The organism is Psychroserpens sp. AS72, assembly GCF_038900375.1.
GTDB lineage: Bacteria > Bacteroidota > Bacteroidia > Flavobacteriales > Flavobacteriaceae > Psychroserpens.
On the sequence record NZ_JBBMRC010000001.1, the window covers coordinates 1 to 21,150 of the forward strand.

13 protein-coding genes and 1 pseudogene are annotated in these 21,150 nt (G+C 33.8%); 3 read left to right on the forward strand and 11 right to left on the reverse strand.

The features are described from left to right. The 3 genes from WNY78_RS00005 to WNY78_RS00015 form a co-directional block, all read left to right on the forward strand. Positions 1-2,787 (forward strand): GEVED domain-containing protein (locus tag WNY78_RS00005; protein ID WP_342871121.1); only part of this gene is annotated, 2,787 nt, incomplete at its 5' end. Positions 2,788-3,059: 272 nt separating this feature from the next. Then, positions 3,060-8,156 (forward strand): GEVED domain-containing protein, encoded by a 5,097-nt coding sequence (locus tag WNY78_RS00010; RefSeq protein WP_342871122.1) that lies wholly within the window; start codon positions 3,060-3,062, stop codon positions 8,154-8,156. Between the two features lie 379 nt (positions 8,157-8,535). Then, entirely contained in the window at positions 8,536-12,528 is a 3,993-nt protein-coding gene (locus WNY78_RS00015) for an immunoglobulin-like domain-containing protein (protein ID WP_342871123.1), read from the forward strand. 55 nt (positions 12,529-12,583) lie between these two features. Here WNY78_RS00015 and WNY78_RS00020 read toward each other — a convergent pair whose 3' ends face one another. From WNY78_RS00020 to WNY78_RS00070, 11 genes and pseudogenes are all read right to left on the reverse strand, one after another. Further along, on the reverse strand, positions 12,584-13,297 hold the full coding sequence (locus tag WNY78_RS00020; RefSeq protein ID WP_342871124.1) for a 3'-5' exonuclease: 714 nt from the start codon (positions 13,295-13,297) through the stop codon (positions 12,584-12,586). A 46-nt stretch (positions 13,298-13,343) separates the two neighbouring features. Further along, complete coding sequence (locus tag WNY78_RS00025) at positions 13,344-14,498, reverse strand: serine hydrolase (RefSeq protein ID WP_342871125.1); 1,155 nt, start codon at positions 14,496-14,498, stop codon at positions 13,344-13,346. A gap of 30 nt (positions 14,499-14,528) precedes the next feature. Further along, the gene (locus WNY78_RS00030) at positions 14,529-15,002 is read right to left on the reverse strand and encodes a methylated-DNA--[protein]-cysteine S-methyltransferase (protein ID WP_342871126.1); all 474 of its coding nucleotides are present in this window, start codon (positions 15,000-15,002) and stop codon (positions 14,529-14,531) included. 3 nt (positions 15,003-15,005) lie between these two features. Continuing rightward, positions 15,006-16,088: a hemolysin family protein gene (locus WNY78_RS00035; protein WP_342871127.1), complete on the reverse strand. Its 1,083-nt coding sequence runs from the start codon at positions 16,086-16,088 to the stop codon at positions 15,006-15,008. Between the two features lie 29 nt (positions 16,089-16,117). Next, positions 16,118-17,107, reverse strand: a complete 990-nt coding sequence (hemB, locus tag WNY78_RS00040) for a porphobilinogen synthase (protein ID WP_342871128.1) — start codon at positions 17,105-17,107, stop codon at positions 16,118-16,120. A gap of 5 nt (positions 17,108-17,112) precedes the next feature. Next, on the reverse strand, positions 17,113-17,538 hold the full coding sequence (locus tag WNY78_RS00045) for a YchJ family metal-binding protein (RefSeq protein ID WP_342871129.1): 426 nt from the start codon (positions 17,536-17,538) through the stop codon (positions 17,113-17,115). Then, positions 17,504-18,406 carry an oxygen-dependent coproporphyrinogen oxidase gene (hemF, locus tag WNY78_RS00050; protein WP_342871130.1) on the reverse strand — a complete coding sequence of 301 codons (903 nt, stop codon included), beginning with the start codon at positions 18,404-18,406 and terminating at the stop codon, positions 17,504-17,506. Before hemF ends, WNY78_RS00045 begins: the two co-directional genes overlap by 35 nt. A gap of 2 nt (positions 18,407-18,408) precedes the next feature. Then, positions 18,409-18,945, reverse strand: coding sequence for a GNAT family protein (locus WNY78_RS00055; RefSeq protein ID WP_342871131.1), 537 nt, complete (start codon positions 18,943-18,945; stop codon positions 18,409-18,411). Then, on the reverse strand, positions 18,945-19,712 hold the full coding sequence (locus tag WNY78_RS00060) for an EI24 domain-containing protein (RefSeq protein WP_342871132.1): 768 nt from the start codon (positions 19,710-19,712) through the stop codon (positions 18,945-18,947). Before WNY78_RS00060 ends, WNY78_RS00055 begins: the two co-directional genes overlap by 1 nt. A 19-nt stretch (positions 19,713-19,731) precedes the next feature. Then, complete coding sequence (gene hemE, locus WNY78_RS00065; protein WP_342871133.1) at positions 19,732-20,757, reverse strand: uroporphyrinogen decarboxylase; 1,026 nt, start codon at positions 20,755-20,757, stop codon at positions 19,732-19,734. Positions 20,758-20,801: 44 nt separating this feature from the next. Beyond that, positions 20,802-21,134, reverse strand: a pseudogene (locus WNY78_RS00070) (four helix bundle protein). Positions 21,135-21,150 lie beyond the last annotated feature (16 nt).

Below are 21,150 nucleotides of genomic sequence, written 5' to 3' on the forward strand. Positions count from 1 at the left end.
TGTTGGGATGATTATCAGTTTAATACTGGAACATGTGCTTGGGAAAATCTAGGTACAGAACCAGTAGAGCCAACAGCAACAAACTGTTGGGATGATTATCAGTTTAATACTGGAACATGTGCTTGGGAAAATCTAGGTACAGAACCAGTAGAGCCAACAGCGACAAATTGTTGGGATAATTATCAGTTTAATACAGGAACGTGTTCATGGGAAAACCAAGGAACAGAACCAGTAGAGCCAACAGCAACAAATTGTTGGGATGATTATCAGTTTAATACTGGAATATGTGCTTGGGAAAATTTAGGTACAGAACCAGCAGAACCAACAGGATTAGAGTGTTGGGAAACTATATCATTTAATACTGGAACATGTTCATGGGAAGTTTCAGGCACACAACCAGTAGAGCCAACAGCAACAAATTGTTGGGATGACTATCAGTTTAATACTGGAACATGTGCATGGGAAAATCAAGGTACAGAACCAATAATTCCAACAAGTTTAGATGCGATTTCTATATCAGATACTACAGCAACAATTACTTGGGATGATTTATCACCATTTGAATATGATATAAGATATCGTGAGGTTGGAAGTCCAACATGGATTGATATTTTAGATATAATAACAAATTCGCAAGCATTAACTGTACTTACACCATTTACACAATATGAGGTTGAGGTTCTTAGTAAATGTTCAGCTTCTGAAACATCAGGATATTCAACAACTTTAACCTTTGTTACTCTAGAATCTGAGCCTGCAGATTATTGTGATTCTCAAAGTAATAATTCTAACGAAGAGTATATTAGTCGTGTGCAATTAGGAGATATTGATAATATATCTGGTTCCCAAAATTATTCAGATTTTACGAATATTTCAACAGTTTTACGAAAGGGAACTACACATACAATTACCATAACACCTACTTGGAACCCTACAGTATACAATGAATCTTATGTCGTATGGATAGATTTTAATAAGGATGGTGATTTTATTGATGCAGGAGAGCAAGTGGTAACAGTCGAACCAACGCAAAGTGCATTAATAACCGCAAACTTTACAATACCTGTAGATGCTATGGAGACTAAAACGAGAATGCGTGTTACAATGAAATATAATGCAACCTCAACTCCTTGTGAAGCATTTGATTTTGGAGAAGTTGAAGATTATACATTAGTCATAGTTGGGTCTAACGATCTAATTTACACAAATAGCGCATGGACACCTTATGCACCCTCACCTACAACAAATACTGATAATGCATTTGTATTAGATGGAACTTATACAGTTACAGATGACATACAAATTAATAATATGAGTGTTTGTGTTGGAGCTGGAATTGTTGTTGAGAAAGCAAAAGCTATGACAGTTAACGGAATTTTAAAGACAGCTAATAATGTAATATTAGAATCAGATTCTAATGAGTACTCAAGTCTGTTTGTTGAAAATTTTGTTGTCGGTACAGCACAATATAAAAGGCATGTCAATGCTACAGCAAGTACTGGTGGTAATGACTTAATTGCTCCACCAGTTTATGGAGAATCGTTTATTGATTTTAGATCAGAAAATTCAAATATTTTAAGTAATTCGGCAAATACATTATTCTTATTTGGACCTTTTGATAAGACGATAGATTCTTATTTATTATATACTGATACAGAAACTGCACCACTAGAAGCTGGTATTGGTTACAGGGCAGCATCAACAGATGCAGGTACATTTACCTTTACAGGTCAAGTTAAAATAGGCGATTTGAGTGTGCCAGTTGTTAATGATGGACCAATAAATCCAGAATGGAATTTAATAGGAAACCCTTATCCTGCATATTTGGATCTTAGCGAATTTTTAGCGACCAATAGCGCTCAATTTGATCTACTGAGAGCTGGAATATATGGTTACAATGGTTATGCGTCTAATAGTTGGACGATTTGGAATCAAGCCTATGCAGATGCTAATCCTGGTACGTTAATTACACCTGGACAAGGATTCTTAATTGCTTCTGCAACAAATAACGGTCAAATAGAATTTACTGCGTCAATGAGACGTACAGGTAATGTTGATGATTTTATCTTCGGAAGAACTGACAATAGCTCTACAATTAATCACTTACAATTACAACTAGAGAGTGTACAAGGTGGAGCATATAAAACAGATTTCTATTTTACAGATAATGCTTCTAATGGAATGGATTTTAATTACGATGCTGCCATCTACGGAAATGTAGCACCTTCAAATTTCGCAATCTATTCACATTTATTAGAAGAGCATTCTGGATTTGATATGGCTATACAGTCGCTTGGATATGATGCACTTTCTAATGCAATTATTCCATTAGGTATTCATATTTCCGAAGGACAACAATTAACAGTAAGTATATCTGAAAGCGATTTGCCAGAGAATGTTCAAGTGTATCTAGAAGATACCGTAAATAATAGCTTTACGCTTTTAAATGATAGTGATTATATAATTACGCTAGGTGAAAACCTGAGTAGTATGGGACGATATTTCCTTCGTTTTGAAGAAGAAACGTTGAGTACAGGTTCAAATGACTTAAGTGATTTGAATATATATACGACGACGCACCCCAAAGCATTATTTGTAAAAGGTCAGTTATTTGAAGATACACAATTGTCAATTTTTGATCTTCAAGGAAGATTAATTAAAACAATGGTTTTAAGTGCAAGTGAAACGAATCATCGTATTGATGTCTCATCACTTAATACAGCTGTTTATATGGTAACATTAAAAAATAGTTCTCAAGAAATAACTGAAAAAGTTGTGATCAAATAATTTTAATTCTATTTAATTAATTGATAAAAAGAAGTCTGGAATAAATCCAGACTTCTTTTTTTGCTTTATTCTTACTTCAGAATATATTACTAATAGGTTATATAAATTGCTAAATTATTACCATTTGTAGGTTTAAACTTACACACTTTTACTGATAATCCAATTCGCTATTAAGAACTATAAAATTTCAATAAAAGATAGTAATTTAATCGTCTCTATATCACTTCGAATAGTTTCTAAAACGATTCGTTTGTATTAAATCCCTATTAGAAATGTTTAAAAAATTATTTTCACTTGCAACTGTCTTAATTATTATTACGTTATTATTTTTTATTGTAAAAAATGATGAGTCAAATAATAATGAGCCTACAATAGAACAACAAAGACTACAACTTAAAAATCATTTAGTAAATAGTCCTTTTACAGAAACCTTGACTTGGGATAAGAAAAAGAGAAAGCTTAACGGGTTGCCTCCAAACCGATATTTTGAGCAACTATGGGAATTGTCGATTAACCCAACAACAGGTAAGTTGGATGATGGTGAATTAACGATTTTAAGAGAACAAATCATTCAGCAAAGAAATTCATCAAGAAATCCTGGTGATGTCAATAATGCTTGGGTAGAACGTGGTCCAAATAATATAGGTGGAAGAACTCGGGTTATAATGTTTGATCCAAATGATGCTTCAAACAATATAGTGTATGCTGGAGGTGTAAGTGGTGGACTTTGGAAAAACACCAATATTACCAGTGCAGCATCAACTTGGGCAAGAGTAGAAAATGTGCCAGGCAATTTATCTGTAACTTCTATTACTGTAGATCCAAGAGATTCTAATACCTGGTATGTTGGAACAGGAGAACAATATACAGCAGGTGATGTGGTTGGTAATGGTGTATATGTAACTACAGATGGTGGTACTACATGGAATGCAATTAACATTCCGCCTGCAGATAATGGAGATATAAACTTTAGTACTGCTAATTTATTCTTATCAGGATTATATTTTGTTAATGATATTATTGCATGGGATAATGGCACGTCTACAGAATTATTTGTTGGTGTAGGAGCACATCTTTATGGTGATTCTTCTAATCCTACAAATTGGTTAGGTTTACAATCTGCTGGGTTATATCGTTCAATTGATAACGGATTAAATTGGAATCGAATTGAATCTACAAATATGCAGTATGATTTTAGTGGAGATAACTATTATTATATACCTAATGACTTTGAAATAGGTGCTGATAATAAGTTATGGATGGGAACAATAAGTACACCAGGAATTGGTGCAATTGGTGGAGGACGTGTTTTTAGCTCTACAAATGGAAGCACTTGGACAGAAGCTGCAGCATCTCCTCTTGCAGATTCTGATAGAGTAGAACTTGAATGTTCGGCAACTAATGCTAATAAAATTTATGCATTAACTGAAGGTTCAACATCACCTGTACATATCTATGAAACTACAAATGCCTTTACAAGTATTTCTAGTTTGAGTTTACCAAACGATGCAGATACAGATATTGATGCAAATGATTTTTGTAGAGGACAAGCATTCTATGATTTAGTTATTGAAGCAGATCCAGAAGATGACGATATATTTTATGTTGGTGGTATAGATTTATTTAAAACCACAAATGGTGGTTCAACATACACGCAACTTTCACATTGGTATGGAGGTTTTGGGTATCAATCAGTTCATGCAGATCAACACTCTATTGCTTTTGCTAATAACTCATCTACTAGAATGCTTTATGGAAATGATGGAGGAATATATTACTCCAATAATGCAGGCGGAAATATTAATGCAAGAAATAATGGTTATAACGTTACCCAATTTGTAAAAGCTGGAATAGGTCCTGATGGAAATGGTGATTTAAACGGAATATTTTCCGCAGGAGCTCAAGATAATGGTACGCAAGCATTTAGAGATGGAAATACTGCTCCTGGAGTTAATTCTTCCGAAGAACTAAGTGATGGAGATGGATTTTATACATTTATAGATAAGGATGGCGATTATGCAATTGCAACATATGTCTATAATGTAATTTATAGATTTGATTTACCTTGGAATGGTCAAGGTCGTATAGATGGAGCTGCTACAACTCTAGCTAGTAGTCAAGCTACAGGAGATTTTGTAAATCAAATGGGTTATGATGATGAGGCTAATAGATTATTGTCAAATAATTCTTCAGGAACCAGTTATTCAATACGAAGTATAAACGTAAATAATGCATCTAGCGGAACGTTCACAAACAATAGCTTAACAGCTAAACCAACAGCGTTTAGAGCATCACCTTTTGCTACAAACACTTGGTATGTTGGTTCGGCAGATGGAAGCTTATATAGATTAACGAATGTCACAAATTCTTCTGCTACATGGTCTGCAATTGCAACACCTTTTGTAGGTTCAGTATCTTCAGTAAGATTCGGTGAAACAGCTAACGATCTAATTGTGACTATGCATAATTATGGAGTAACAAGTGTTTGGTATTCACCAGATGCTGGAGCAAATTGGGTAAGTAAAGAAGGAAATCTTCCAAATATACCTGTTAGAGATTTTCTTCAAAATCCTTTAGTACCAAATGAAGCTATAATTGCAACGCAATTAGGAGTTTGGCAAACTCAAGATTTTAATGTAACCAGTCCTTCATGGTCACAAGCTTATAATGGTATGAGTGATGTGAGTGTAACATCATTAGATTATTGGGATGTAAGTGGAGATGATACAACAAATCAAGTGATAGCTTCTACTTATGGTAGAGGTGTATTTACAGGAACGTTCACAGAAGTTGTAATTCCAGATAGTGAAGCACCAACTGCTCCAACAAATTTGGTCGCTAGTAATATTACAAGTAATTCGGTAGATTTAAATTGGGATGCTGCCACAGATAATGTTGGTGTTACAGAATATGAAATATATCAAGATGGAATTCTTATCGCAACAGTACCAACGATTACTTATCAAGTTATAGGATTAACTCCTTTAACCAATTATGATTTTTATATCATTGCTAAAGATGCTGCAGGAAATAGTTCACCTCAAAGTAATTTGGTTAACATTACAACTTTAGAACCAGATACCGAAAATCCTACAACACCTTTAAATCTTTTGGCTAGTAATATAACCGAAACAACAGTAGATTTAGAATGGGAAACTTCAACCGATAATTCTGGAAATATTTCATATGATATTTATCAAGATGACGTTTTCATAATAAACGTATCAACAACAACTCATCAAATCACTAGTTTAACTAGTGATACAATTTATAGTTTTAAAGTCAAGGCTAAAGATTCATCAGGTAACGAATCTGAAGATAGTAACGAAGTAGCAATTTTGACATTATCTAGTGTTTTAGATTATTGTATTTCAGAAAGTACAAACACAAACGATGAATATATTAGTAGAGTACAATTAAATACGATTGATAACACAACAGGACCAACGTTTTATTCTGATTTTACAGCAATTTCAACCACGCTAAGAAAAGGAACGCAATACACTATTAATATAACTCCAACTTGGACAGGAACACTTTATAATGAAGGTTATGGTGTTTGGATTGACTATAATAATAATGGTGAGTTTACAGATGTAGGAGAAGAAGTGTTTACAGCATCTCCTAGTCAAGATACTCCAGTGAGTGGAAGTTTTACAATTCCACAAACTGCTTCAGAAACTAATTTAAGAATGCGAGTTACATTAAGATATAATGAAACACCTGGACCTTGCGGTTCATTTACGTATGGAGAAGTAGAAGATTACTCAGTAAATATAACAGGCTCTGGAGATTTAATTTACACAAATAATACATGGACGCCTTACAATCCATCACCAACCACAGGAGCAGATAATGCTTTAGTTTTAGATGGGACGTACAATCTTACAGGAGACATTCAACTCAATAATATAAGAGTGTATGATGGTGCAAGTATGGTTATTGAAAAAGCACAATCCCTCACGTTAAATGGTGATTTAATTAGTAAAGATAATGTAGTTTTGGAGTCCGATTCTAATGAATACGCAAGTTTGATTGTTGCAAATAATGTCGTCGGAAATGTGCAGTACAAAAGACATGTCAACACAACAGCAAGTTCAGGAGGTAACGATCTTATTGCGCCTCCAGTTTTTGGAGAACCATTTAATATTTTTCAAACCGCAAATCCAAATATTATTAGTAATACAGCGAACACGTCATTCTTATTTGGTCCATTTGATAAAGTTACAGACACCTATGTGTTGTATTCAAATACTGAAATAGCTCCAATGTACGCAGGAAAAGGATATCGATCTGCATCTACCGATGCGAGTACATTTACATTTACAGGATTGGTAAATACTAGAGATATGAGTGTTCCTGTAGTTATTTCTGGACCAACAAATCCAGAATGGAATTTAATAGGAAATCCTTATCCATCTTATATCTATTTAGCCGATTTTTTAAGTGCAAATAACGCTAAACTAGACTCACAACGTTCTGGTGTTTATGGTTATAATTCAAATGGCTGGACGATTTGGAATCAAGCCTATTCAGATGCAAATCCAAATGCTAAAATAACACCTGGTCAAGGATTTTTAATCGCTTCTGCTACAAGTCAAGCGCAAATTAATTTTACATCAGCTATGCGAATTACAGGTAGTGATGATGATTTTATCTTCGGAAGACAAGGTAACAACGTACCAATTTCGCATTTAAAATTAAAACTAGATAATACATCTAATTCGTATGATACAGATTTCTATTTTACAGAAAATGCATCTTTAGGGTTAGACCCTAATTATGATTCAGGATTGTTTGGAGGTGCGCCTTCATTTTCGATGTATTCACATTTAGTTGAAGATAATATTGGACGAAATTATGGCATTCAATCAATTGGGTCATCAAACTTGAACAATGTGACGATACCTTTAGGTGTTCATATTTCCGAAGGACAACAAGCAACAATTAGTATTTCAGAAACAACACTTCCTGAAAATGTTGAGGTCTATTTAGAAGACAACTTAACCAATACATTTACATTATTAAATACGTCAGATTATGTGTTTACAGCCAATACAAATATCACTGGTACAGGACGTTTCTTTTTGAGTTTCGCTGAAAATACGTTGAGTGTAAACACAAATTTTTCTAATAACATTGAGATTTTCACCTCTACAGAACCGAAAACAATTTTTGTAAAAGGACAACTCTTTGAAGATACAGCATTGACAGTTTTTGATATTCAAGGTCGTGTAGTAAAAACAATGATTTTAAATGGTTCTCAAACGCTAAATCGAATTGATGTATCTTCAGTTTCTAAAGGTGTTTATATTGTGAGTTTGAAAAACGGAATGCAGGAAAAGACTGAGAAAATTGTTGTTAAGTAGCTGTTAATCAAAAACATCTGGTAGATTTATGATAAATCATAAGCATACAAAAATTTAATTAAATAGTATAAAAGCCACAATTTTAGTGGCTTTTATATTACATATAGTTTTTAAGACTCAACCTCTACATCATTTCTTAAAAGCTTTTATAAATAGCTTAAAAAGAGTATTAAATCTTAATCGTTAAACTATTAATAATTTCACACCTATAATTCGTAATTGTAGTAGTTTTCTTCAATAGTGATGTGGGAAAACCGTAGTAATTATTTAATTGAATGTTGTTTGACGAAAACGTTATAGTAAAATTTTCATATTAATATTATTTTAATACTTTCAAGGGATTTTTAAAAATAATAAACCTAAAAACTTATCAATTAGTATGAAAAAAATCTATTTTAATGGTATTTGTGTAATTTTATTAATGTTGTCTGTTCTAACATCATATTCACAAACCAATCTTCAAAAAGAACAAATTACGAGTCGATATGACAATCAAGCGATTCAAGAATTAAGTAAAAAACTTAATGAACAATCTAAGGCACAAAAAGACAGAGCTATACAGATAGCGTTATTAAATGGTTGGCCTCTCATCATTAAAACTGAAGATTCTTATATGGAACTTCAAAGAATTTCTCCAGAAGGGAAACCAATTTACTATACAACATTTAATGTTGCAGCTGCAAAATCAACCAGAGCTAATCATTTAAATTCTGGAGGTTCATTAGGCTTAAATTTAGATGGACAAAATATGATAGCTCATGTTTGGGATGGTGGATTGGCAAGAACTACACACCAAGAATATGATGGACCAGGAGGAAATAATAGATTTTCAATTGGAGATGGAACGACAGCATTACACTATCATTCAGCTCATGTCACAGGGACCATAATTGCTTCTGGAGTAGTTGCTAACTCAAAAGGAATGGCACCACAAGCAGACGCAGTAGGTTACGATTGGAACAATGACACCTCTGAGGCAACTACTGCTGCAGGAAACGGGATGTTAATCTCTAATCATTCTTATGGTTATGCTGCTAGAAATTCAGCAGGTCAGCCACAATTACCAGATTATTATTTTGGTGGTTACATCACAGATTCAAGAGATTGGGATGAAATTATGTATAATGCTCCATATTACTTAATGGTTGTTGCAGCAGGAAATGATGGTTCAGATAATTCAGCTAATGGTGCGCCTTTAGATGGTAACTCTAGCTATGATAAACTTTCTGGTCATGCAACAGCAAAAAACAACATGGTTGTTGCCAATGCAAATGATGCAAATATTGATACTAACGGAAATCTAGTTAGTGTGACAATTAACAGTAGTAGTAGTGAAGGTCCAACTGATGATTATAGAATTAAACCAGATATCACTGGTAATGGAACGTCAGTTTATTCAACATATGAATCTAGTAATACAGCCTATAATAGTATTACAGGAACATCAATGGCATCACCAAATGTGGCTGGTTCATTATTATTGTTACAACAACACGCTAATAACGTAAATGGAAGTTATTTAAGGGCAGCTACTTTAAAAGGATTAGCTCTTCATACAGCAGATGATGCAGGTTCTAGTGGTCCAGATGCTGTTTTTGGTTGGGGATTAATGAATAGTAAACGTGCTGCAGAAGCTATTACAAATGATGGTAATGAATCTAAAATTGATGAATTAACATTATCTAATGGGCAAACATATCAAATCACAGTAGATTCTGATGGTATAAATGATTTATTTGCTTCAATTTCTTGGACAGATAGAGCAGGTACTGCAACTACAACAGCCAATTCAAATTCGTCTGTTTTGGTTAACGATTTAGATATAAGAGTTACTAAAGGTGGAACAACGTATACACCTTGGAGATTAACAGGAGTCACTACAAATGGAAAAGGTGATAACTCTAAAGATCCATACGAACGTGTAGACGTAGCAAATGCTTCAGGAACTTATACAATTACAATTACGCATAAAGGGTCATTAACTGGCGGAAATCAAAATTATTCTTTAATTGTTACTGGATTATCTGGTACTCCAATAGTTTGTAGCGCAACAACTCCAACAGGATTATCAATTGATGGATTTGGTTCTTCAACAGCAACAGTATCTTGGGATGCTGTCACTGGAGCATCATACGATTTTAGATATCGTCAAGTTGGAACAACAACTTGGACTACATCTGCAGTGTCAGGAACTTCAACATCGTTATCTGGATTATCTTCGGAAACATCATATCAAGTACAAGTAAGAAGTAAATGTTCAGATGGTTCAACATCATCCTATTCTAGTTCTGTAAACTTTACAACTACAGAAGTACAGCTCAATTATTGTACATCAACAAGTAGTAATGTAAATGATGAATATATTAGTCGTGTACAATTAGGAACCATTAATAATTCATCTGGAGCACAGTTCTATTCAGATTTCACGAATATTTCAACAAATTTAACTCAAGGTCAAAGTTATACAATTTCAGTAACTCCAACTTGGACAGGAACTGCATATTCTGAAGGTTATTCAGTTTGGATTGATTACAATCATGATGGTGATTTTACAGATTCAGGAGAACAAGTTTGGTCTCAATCGGCTACTCAAACGTCACCTGTTAGTGGAAGTTTTACAATCCCTTCTGGAACATATTCTGGAAATACAAGAATGCGTGTTTCTATGAGTTATAATGCTATACCTACAGCCTGTCAATCATTCACTTATGGTGAAGTTGAAGATTACACTGTTAATTTAATAGGAGGAACTCCAGATACTACAGCACCAGTTATTACGTTAAATGGAGCTTCAACAATTAATTTAGAAGTTGGTGATACTTACAATGAATTAGGAGCAACAGCAACCGATAATATTGATGGTAATTTAACGTCAAGCATCGTTATTACAGGTACGGTTAATACTAATACCGCTGGAACGTATACAAAGTATTACAACGTAAGTGATGCAGCTGGGAATGCAGCAACACAACTTACAAGATCAATAGTTGTTACGCAACCAGCAGATACGACAGCACCAGTGATTACATTAAATGGAGCTTCAACAATAAACTTAGAAGTTGGTGATACGTATAATGAATTAGGTGCAACTGCAACCGATAATATTGATGGTAATTTAACATCGAGCATTGTTATCACAGGAAGTGTTAATACTAATTCAGCTGGAACATATACAAGGTATTACAATGTAAGTGATGCGGCAGGAAACTCGGCAACACAACGTACGAGATCAATTATTGTCACTCAACCTACTACTGGTGATTGTACAGGTGGAATTACTTCATTCCCATATTCTGAAAGTTTTGAAAACACTTTTGGAGCTTGGACACAAGGTTCTGGTGATGATTTTAATTGGGCAACTAGAAGTGGAAGTACACCATCTGGTAGTACAGGTCCTTCTAGTGCAGATTCAGGTTCATATTATATTTATATGGAATCTTCTTCGCCTAATTATTCAACTAAAAGAGCGATTTTAAATTCACCTTGTTTTGATTTGAGTGCTTCTACTCAAGCAACATTCGAATTTAAGTACCACATGTATGGTGCGACTTCAATGGGAAGTTTGGCATTAGAATTAAGTGATAATAATGGAGCCTCTTGGACAAGCGTTTGGAGCAAGTCTGGAAATCAAGGAAACTCTTGGTTATCAGCTAGTGTAGATTTAGGAGCTTATGTTGGTAGTTCTATTCAATTACGTTTTAATGGAATTACAGGAACAACTTGGCAAGGTGATATGGCTGTAGATGGAGTTAATCTTACTGCAGGTGTTGGATCTGGTGGATGTTCTAACGTTTCATTGTCTATTACTTTTGATAACTATCCGGAAGAAACAGCTTGGAGTGTAATAGACGCATCTGGTACTACTGTAGCCTCTGGAGGAACTTACGCTTCTCAAGCAGATGGATCAACATTAAACATCAACGTTGGCTGTTTAGATACAGGTTGTTATGATTTTATAATTACTGATGTTTATGGTGATGGTATTTGCTGTTCTTATGGAAACGGTTCTTATACCTTAACAAATTCAGATTCTGGAATAACATTGGCTTCTGGAGCACAGTTTACAAGTTCAGAAACTACGAATTTCTGTTTAGGGACTTCAAGTTCAAATTTTGGTGTTAATTCTGGAACAATTTCTGATAATCAAAATCAATATTTTAATATACATCCAAACCCAGTTAAACAAACACTTAATATAGATTTGGTTGGTTATGAAGCACAAAGCTTTGAAATTAAAAACATGTTAGGTCAAACGGTAATGAAAGGACGATATACATCAACGATTGATGTATCTAAGTTTGATGATGGTGTTTATATTTTGCAATTAAATATTGGTGAGAAAACTAAAACACAACGATTTATTAAGGGATAAATACCTTATGAATTAGATTAAATGAAAAGTCCAGATTTTAAATCTGGACTTTTTTTTATACATGTTTTATTTCATTGTCATGCAACAACGCATCACCTCGTAATCTCAAGAAAATCTGTGCCACAGCAATTGTATCTTTTTCACAATAGACAATAATACGATCTACTTCTTTTTCTTTGTAATACACACGATAAACTTCGCTGCCATCAATATCATCTTTAGGTGATGGGATGCCTAAAACGTTAGTCAATAATTTAAGTGATGTATAGGTTTTATAGTCTCCAAATTTCCAGAGTTCTAAGGTGTCTAGATGTGGTACTTCCCAAGGCTTTTTTCCGAAGAGATTTAATTTATAGGGCAATTCTATATTATGAATAATCATACGACGAGCAATGTATGGGAAATCAAACTCCTTTCCATTATGAGCACAAAGCAAATGTTTGTTAGAACTAAAATGTGTGATTAACATATTTTTGAAATCTTTCAATATCTTTACTTCATCACCATAAAAAGAAGTCACTCTAAAGTTTCTTAGATCACCTTCCATTTTAAAATAGCCAACCGAAATACAAACAATCTTACCAAATTCTGCCCAAATACCTGCTCGATCATAAAATTCTTCAGCAGTAAAATCATCACGTCTTTGATATTTTGATTTCGCTTCCCATAGTTCTTGTTTGACCTCGTCCAACTCATAAAAATGCTCAGTTTCTGGTACGGTTTCAATGTCTAAGAATAGAATATTTTCTATATTTAATTTTGTTATCATGCCTTTTCTGTTTTGTGATTAATCGATTTTTAGTTTATTGGAATTTTTAGTTCAGAGAATGACCTAACATTTTATAACCTTCTTCAATATACAATGAAATATCGTTACTAAATATATGTGTATTATTATCTGGAGATTTTCGATGTCCTAATCTTACAATAATTACATTGTCATTTGGTTCTACAATTACATATTGTCCTAAGTGTCCACGCATCATAAAAAAGTCTTTTCCTTTATAATTATAAAGCCAAAAACCGTAACCATATTCTGGACTTGCTGTAAAACGAGGTGTAATAGACTTTGCTACAAATGAAGAATCGAGAATTTGTTGCCCATTCCATTTTCCGAAGTCTTTATACAGCTTACCAAAGCGCGCAAAATCTTTAGCATTACTACCAATACAACAAAAAGCTTTTGCTAATCTATGGTCTTCATCGTCTAATTGCCACAAGGCATTGTCTGACGATCCTAATGGTTTCCAGAAGCTTTCAGACAAATAATTAGATAATGTTTTACCTGTTGCTTTTTCTATAACCATACCTAAAAGCTGTGTGCTTCCACTTAAATATTCATATGCAACGCCTGGAGTTTTAACCACTTTTTGGTTTAAAATAGTTTCAGCAAGATCATCATCATAATTAGCTCTAGCAGTTACAGAAAACGGACTCGTATAATGTTCAACCCAATCTAAACCAGATGCCATTGATGCTAAATCACCAACTGTAGTTTTTGCATAGCTGTATTCAGGATAAAAATCACTTAAAGGTTGATCAAGACTTTTGATATGACCATCCATAATCGCTTTTCCTAGCAAACCAGACACATAACTTTTAGCCATAGAAAACGAATTCGTTTTAGAGTGCTCATCAAAACCGTCGTAATATTTTTCGTACCAGATACTGTCATTTTTAATAATGACATAAGCAATAGTTCCCCAATCTTGATTAGACTTTTCTAAAGCTGAGGTTGCAGCAACGGTATTGTAGTTTTTATGATTTGACCAAGCATCTGTATTATCTCCTTTTTTAATGGTATCACTTTCAAAATATGGGAAATCATCAATAAATGCAGTTTTGTGACCAGTAAAATAGACCACACGAATACCTCTTAATATATAACCATAATCAAAAACATACATTAAAAGCACTAATGCTGCAATTGAGATAAGCGTCCACTTGAAGAATTTTTTTAAGAATTTCATTAATCAGAATGATTTTAAGTATTAACTTTTTTAAAATAAAGATTGCTGTTTATATGGATTTTCATGCTCAATGAGCCATTTTTTCCTGTGTAATCCACCTGCATAACCAGTCAATTTACCATCACTTCCAATGACACGATGACAAGGTACAATAATCCATAATGGGTTTTTACCGTTCGCATTTGCAACAGCTCTAATGGCTTTAACATCACCTAGTCGTTTTGATAATTGTAAGTAAGATATCGTCTTACCATAAGGGATTTCTTGAAGAAGTTCCCAAATCACATTTTGAAAATCTGTGCCTTGCGCATTTAGTTTTAAATCAAATGTGGTGCGAGTACCTTCAAAATATTCTCTGAGTTGAATGACGCAATCTTCTAATGCTGTAGGAATTATATCGGTTTCTTTTTCTTCGGAATTTAAAATAGTAACCTGAGAAATACCATCATCATCACCAATAATTTTGGTATAACCTAAAGGCGATTTGATGATACAGGATTCCATTATTTAATTGGTTTCTTCGGAAGTGTTCTCGTCTATGATACCTAATTTTTTTGCTCTTGCTTGCCAGCTTTTTCTAGCCATGTGTTGCAAGTCTGATACATTATCACTTTCATCCATAATTTCCATGCCTAGAAGTGTTTCGATAACATCTTCCATAGTAACTATTCCACTCACCGAGCCATACTCATCAACGACTAAAGCCATATGGTTTCTATTTTCTACAAGCTGTTCAAATAAACCTGGTATTGGCAAATTACGCTCAACAACGATGATAGGTCTTATCAGTTCTGATAATTTCTTATTACTATTATCTAAAGCCATTTCTTTAAAGATTTCATCTTTTAAAACGAGCCCTTTAATATTATCAGGATTATCAACATAAATAGGAATTCTAGAAAACCTTAAATCCATATTTTTATTAAAAAAGTCTGCAACAGTAGTGTTATGATCTTCAGATTTCATTACTGTTCTAGGAGTCATGATGTCTTTAGCAAGTACCTTTTTAAAATTCAATAAATTTTTGATCATTTTGCTTTCATTTTCATGAAAAACGCCTTCTTCATGAGCCATGTCTGCCATTACTAAAAATCCTTCTCGACTTAATACGCTTCCATGACCTTTACCACCTATTAATTTTGTGGTGAGTTGCATGAGCCATAATAATCCAGTCCATTTTAAAGGGAATATTAAAACTTTTAAAGCCATTGTTGTGAAGTTAGCTAAACTTTTCCAGTAGGTTGCTCCAATTGTTTTTGGGATGATTTCCGAAGCCACTAAAATTAAAATAGTCATGACTGCCGAAACGATAAATACGCCATAACCGTCCTCACTTCCGTAGAGACCTTCTGCTTCTTTACCAACTAAAATAGCACCAACTGTATGAGCTATTGTGTTTAATGTAAGTATGGCAATTAGTGGTCTATCTACATCTTTTTTTAATGTTTCTAAGTCGTCTGCGTAGTGTTTGCCTTCTTGTTTTTTAACATTGATAAATGTTGGAGTTACACTTAAAAGCACTGCTTCTAAAATGGAACATAAAAATGAAAAAAAGATAGATATGACACCGTAAAATATAAGTAATCCCATGGATTTGTTTTGGTTTATTTGTGGCTAATTTACGATAATAATTTCACAACATCCTTAGCAAAATAACTCGCAATCACATCTGCACCAGCACGTTTAATAGCTGTGATTTGTTCCATCATAACCGCATCATGATCTAACCAACCTTTTTCGGCAGCGGCTTTAAGCATTGCATATTCTCCAGAGACTTGGTAAACAGCTACAGGAACATCAACTTCGTTTTTAATCTCACGAACAATATCTAAATAACATAATCCTGGTTTTACCATGACAATATCTGCACCTTCATCAATATCCATTTCGGTTTCTCTAATGGCTTCAAAACGATTTGCGTAATCCATTTGATATGATTTTTTATCCTTAGGAACATCTTTAATATCTGCAGGAGCAGAGTCTAATGCATCACGAAACGGTCCATAAAACGCAGAGGCGTATTTTGCAGAATAACTCATAATACCAGTATCTGTAAAACCGTCATCTTCCAAAGCTTCTCTAATGGCGAGAATTCGACCATCCATCATGTCGCTTGGAGCAACAAAATCTGCTCCAGCCTGAGCGTGAGACAGGCTCATTTCTGCTAAAACATCTACAGTATCATCGTTAATTATTTTTCCATTTTGGATAATTCCATCGTGTCCAAAAGAGGAGTAAGGATCTAACGCAACATCTGTCATGACTAACATTCCTGGACACACATTCTTCACTGTTTTGATGGCGCGTTGCATGAGTCCGTTGGGATTTAAAGCTTCAGTTCCTTTGTTGTCTTTTAAATTATCTGGCACTTTTACAAACAATAAAACCGATTTTAAACCTAGTTTCCAAAGTTCTTTTACTTCGTTTTCTAGCAAGTCTAAACTAAACCTAAAATAATTAGGCATAGATGGAATTTCTTGTTTAATCCCTTTGCCTTCAACCACAAATAAAGGTACAAGAAAATCGTTGGGAGAAATGATGGTTTCTCTAACTAAGCTTCTTATAGATGCGTTGGTTCTTAATCTTCGGTTTCTTCGTAATGGATACATAGTTTTTATTTTTTGGCATAACCTAAGTAATACCATTTGTTGTTTTCTTTTACAAAAGCTGATTTTTCATGGATGACATCAGCTTTTCCATTTTCAAAAAAATAAGCAATAAAGGTTACTGTACCTTTGTTATCCTTTTCGATTCCTTTAGAGGTTTCAATTATTTCTAATTTAATCCATTGTACAGATTTGGTCCATTTTACAATGTCTTTTTTTTCTGAAATTGGCCTAGTAGAACGATGGTGAGTTTGCATTAAATAATCACCATTAGCTAAAACAAATGCGCTATAACGAGAACGCATAAGTTGTTCGGCTGTTTTAGTTTTTCCTTGATTTAAATGGAATACTTCACAACAATCTGTATAGGTTTTATCGTTTCCGCAGTAACAATTCATATCAAACCCAATCTTTAGGATTTTGTAATACTTCAATCAATTTTTCTTCCTCACTTCCAACTTCAGGATGATGATCATAAACCCATTGCACATGAGGAGGTAAACTCATTAAAATACTTTCTATTCGTCCATTAGTTTTCAATCCAAATAAAGTTCCTTTGTCATGTACCAAATTGAATTCTACGTAACGACCACGACGAATTTCTTGCCAATCGCGTTGAGGTTTCGTATACTCTAAATCTTTCCGTTTTTCAACAATTGGTACATAAGCTTCTAGGAAACTATTACCAACTTCGGTCACAAAATCATACCAGTTTTGCATGTTCATGTCTGGAGTAGCTTTGCAATAATCAAAAAACAAACCACCAATTCCGCGACCTTCATTTCTATGAGTGTTATAGAAATATTCATCGCAACGTGCTTTATATTTTGGATAGAATTCTGGATTATGTTTATCGCAAGCTGATTTGCAAGTTTTATGAAAGTGTTTTGCATCGTCTTCAAACAAATAGTAAGGCGTTAGGTCTTGTCCGCCTCCAAACCATTGGTCAACGATATTTCCGTCTTTATCATACATTTCAAAATAGCGCCAATTTGCATGCACAGTAGGGACCATTGGATTTTTAGGATGTAAAACTAAACTTAATCCGCAGGCAAAAAAATCGGCATCTTCAACACCAAAGTATTTTTGCATGGAGTCTGGTAATTTACCATGAACACCTGAGATATTTACACCTCCTTTTTCAAAAACTTTACCATTTTCTATGACGCGAGTTCTTCCGCCTCCACCTTCAGGACGTTTCCAAATATCTTCTTGAAATTTAGCTTTTCCATCAATAGCTTCTAATCCAGCAACAATACTGTCTTGCAATTCGTGTATGTACTTGAAGAATTTATCTTTCACTTTTATGGTTTATATAATTCATACAACTCCATATCTAGAGGCGCTTCACCTATAGGAGTAAATTCGTTCACTAAAGTTTTTTGCCATTCAAAGCCATTATTTAAAGCTACTTTGTTACTTGGAATATTGTTTTTATGCGCAATGATTTGTAATGTGTCTATTCCTAAAGTTTCAAAAGCATACTGAGACAGTTTTTCAATGGCTTTTGACGTTATGCCTTGTCCTTCAAAAGTATACCCTATACAGTATGCAAACTCACCTTGCTTTTTCTCTAAGTCTACTTCTTTAATATAAATAAGTCCTGCAAGTTCTCTAGTTTCAGAATGTTTTAGAGTGAATAAAAATTCTTGTTTAACATTGAACGCTTTCACCTTTTTTTCAACAAAAAGTTGTGATAATGTAGGGTTTAAATTTTCAGCTAAAGTACCAGGAAAATAGCGTTTAAAACGGTCGGCATTTGCAACCATTAAATCACAAATTTTCCACGCATCTCTTTCATGAATTGGATTAATTTCGAAACCATCAAATTGAGCAACCATTAGACGACAGGTTTAGTATTATTTAGCAGATTGTCTTTTTGTAATAACTCTACCGTTTTTATAGTTGCAGCAGTAACACTCATTGGTAGAACTAAAATGACACCTATGAATGGAATAATTAGAAACAAAATAAATACAAGTCCGTTACCAATGGCAATACCTCGGTTTTTTCTAATAAATTTAACGCTGTCTCGATAATTAAAATGACGCTCGAGCGTATAATCCATGTTTCCAAAACCAGCATAGTAAGCTTGCAACATAATCAATAAAATTGTTGAAAATATATTGACAACTGGTATAAATTTAAGTAACAAAAGAGGGATGGTAATCAATAATTCTTTGGCTAAGTTTCTAATATTAATTCTAATACCTCTCCACAATTGTTCATTGAAAGAGGTTTTTCTATGATTATGTCTTTCAACACCTGTTAAATATGATTCAATTTTTTCTGAAACCGGACTCATAAATGGCGCAGATAATGCCATAATGATGTGTTTGTAAAGAATTAAACCTATAGATATAACTACGATTGCTCCAATAAATGTAGAAATCCAGGTAAAGGTGTCTTTTCCAAAATCCCAAGGCCAAATTCTGGCGATGAAATTTCCAATATTATCTGATAAACCGTAAGCAGAAAGTGCAATTACTGCAGCAGTAATAACACTAATAATGATTGGAACTAAAAAATATTTCCAAAGTTTCAACTTTGATATTAAAGCTAAAGCTCCAGTATATGCTTGAATTCCTTTTAAAATATTATTAATCATATTTTAAATTTTAAGACGGTTATGCTTTATATTCCTTTACAGCATCAATAAATGCTTTTGCATTTTCTAAAGGTATGTTTGGTAAAATTCCGTGGCCTAAATTTACTATATATTTATCTTTTCCGAAGTCATTAATCATTTGCGTCACCATTTTCTTAATCTCACTTGGAGGAGAAAATAATCGGGTTGGATCAAAATTACCTTGTAAAGTAATATTTCCTCCAGTTAAATAACGTGCATTTTTGGCAGAACAGGTCCAGTCAATACCCAAAGCAGAAGCGCCAGATTTTGCCATCGTATCCAATGCAAACCAACACCCTTTACCAAAAGCAATCACAGGAGCATCATCCTTTAGTGCGTCAATAATTTGTTGGATATACTGCCAAGAAAACTCTTGATAATCCACAGGAGACAACATTCCTCCCCAAGAATCAAAAACTTGAACAGCATCACAACCAGCTTTCACTTTTTCTTTTAAATAAGCAATCGTAGTATCTGTAATTTTTTGCAATAATTGATGTGCAGCCATAGGATTTGTAAAACAAAATTCTTTGGCTTTATCAAAGTTTTTAGAACCTTGACCTTGCACACAATAACATAAAATGGTCCATGGTGATCCTGCAAAACCAATTAACGGAATCTCGTCATTCAATTTTTCCTTTGTTGCTTTTATAGCTTGATAAACATAATTTAATGATTCTTTCACATCAGGAACAATCACTTTATCTACGTCTTTTTGAGTACGAACTGGGTTTGGTAAATAAGGACCAAAGTTAGGTTTCATTTGTACTTCAATATTCATTGCCTGCGGAATCACCAAAATATCACTAAACAAAATCGCAGCATCCATACCATAACGACGAATGGGTTGCACAGTAATTTCACTTGCTAATTCTGGAGTTTGACAACGAGTAAAGAAATCATATTTTGCTTTGATTTCCATAAACTCAGGAAGGTAACGACCTGCTTGACGCATCATCCAAACTGGTGGACGCTCAACGGTTTCTCCTTTTAATGCTCTTAGAAATAAATCGTTTTTTATCATAATTGGCTATTAGCTGTCTGCCTTTGGCCTTTAGCAAAAGACAGTTAGCTATTTTTAATTTTATTTATCAAACTATTTATCATTTTAGCCTCTTTATTTAGAAGCTCAAAAATAGTTTTTAACTCAGTTTCTGGAATAAATCCTAATTCTTGTGCTATTATTAATTGTGTTTCTACTTCAAAAAGAGAACCAATAGCAATTTCAAGAAAGCACTTAAATTCAATATCACTATTTCTACTGCAACCTTCTGCAATATTAGATGGAATAGAAATTGAAGCTCTTGTAACTTAACTTCTTAATCCGAATTTTTCTTCGGAAGGCAATACATCAGTTAACGGATATAATTGCTTTACAATCTCAATTGCGTTCTTCCAAATTTCAAGGTTTTAAAAT

Bases quoted from the DNA above. Each gene is read 5' to 3' on its own strand.
- WNY78_RS00025 (WP_342871125.1), bottom strand. From the start codon at position 14,498: ATGAAATTCTTAAAAAAATTCTTCAAGTGGACGCTTATCTCAATTGCA.
- WNY78_RS00055 (WP_342871131.1), bottom strand. From the start codon at position 18,945: ATGGTTGCTCAATTTGATGGTTTCGAAATTAATCCAATTCATGAAAGA.
- WNY78_RS00030 (WP_342871126.1), bottom strand. From the start codon at position 15,002: ATGGAATCCTGTATCATCAAATCGCCTTTAGGTTATACCAAAATTATT.
- WNY78_RS00015 (WP_342871123.1), top strand. From the start codon at position 8,536: ATGAAAAAAATCTATTTTAATGGTATTTGTGTAATTTTATTAATGTTG.
- hemE (WP_342871133.1), bottom strand. From the start codon at position 20,757: ATGATAAAAAACGATTTATTTCTAAGAGCATTAAAAGGAGAAACCGTT.
- WNY78_RS00035 (WP_342871127.1), bottom strand. From the start codon at position 16,088: ATGGGATTACTTATATTTTACGGTGTCATATCTATCTTTTTTTCATTT.
- WNY78_RS00010 (WP_342871122.1), top strand. From the start codon at position 3,060: ATGTTTAAAAAATTATTTTCACTTGCAACTGTCTTAATTATTATTACG.
- WNY78_RS00060 (WP_342871132.1), bottom strand. From the start codon at position 19,712: ATGATTAATAATATTTTAAAAGGAATTCAAGCATATACTGGAGCTTTA.
- hemB (WP_342871128.1), bottom strand. From the start codon at position 17,107: ATGTATCCATTACGAAGAAACCGAAGATTAAGAACCAACGCATCTATA.
- WNY78_RS00020 (WP_342871124.1), bottom strand. From the start codon at position 13,297: ATGATAACAAAATTAAATATAGAAAATATTCTATTCTTAGACATTGAA.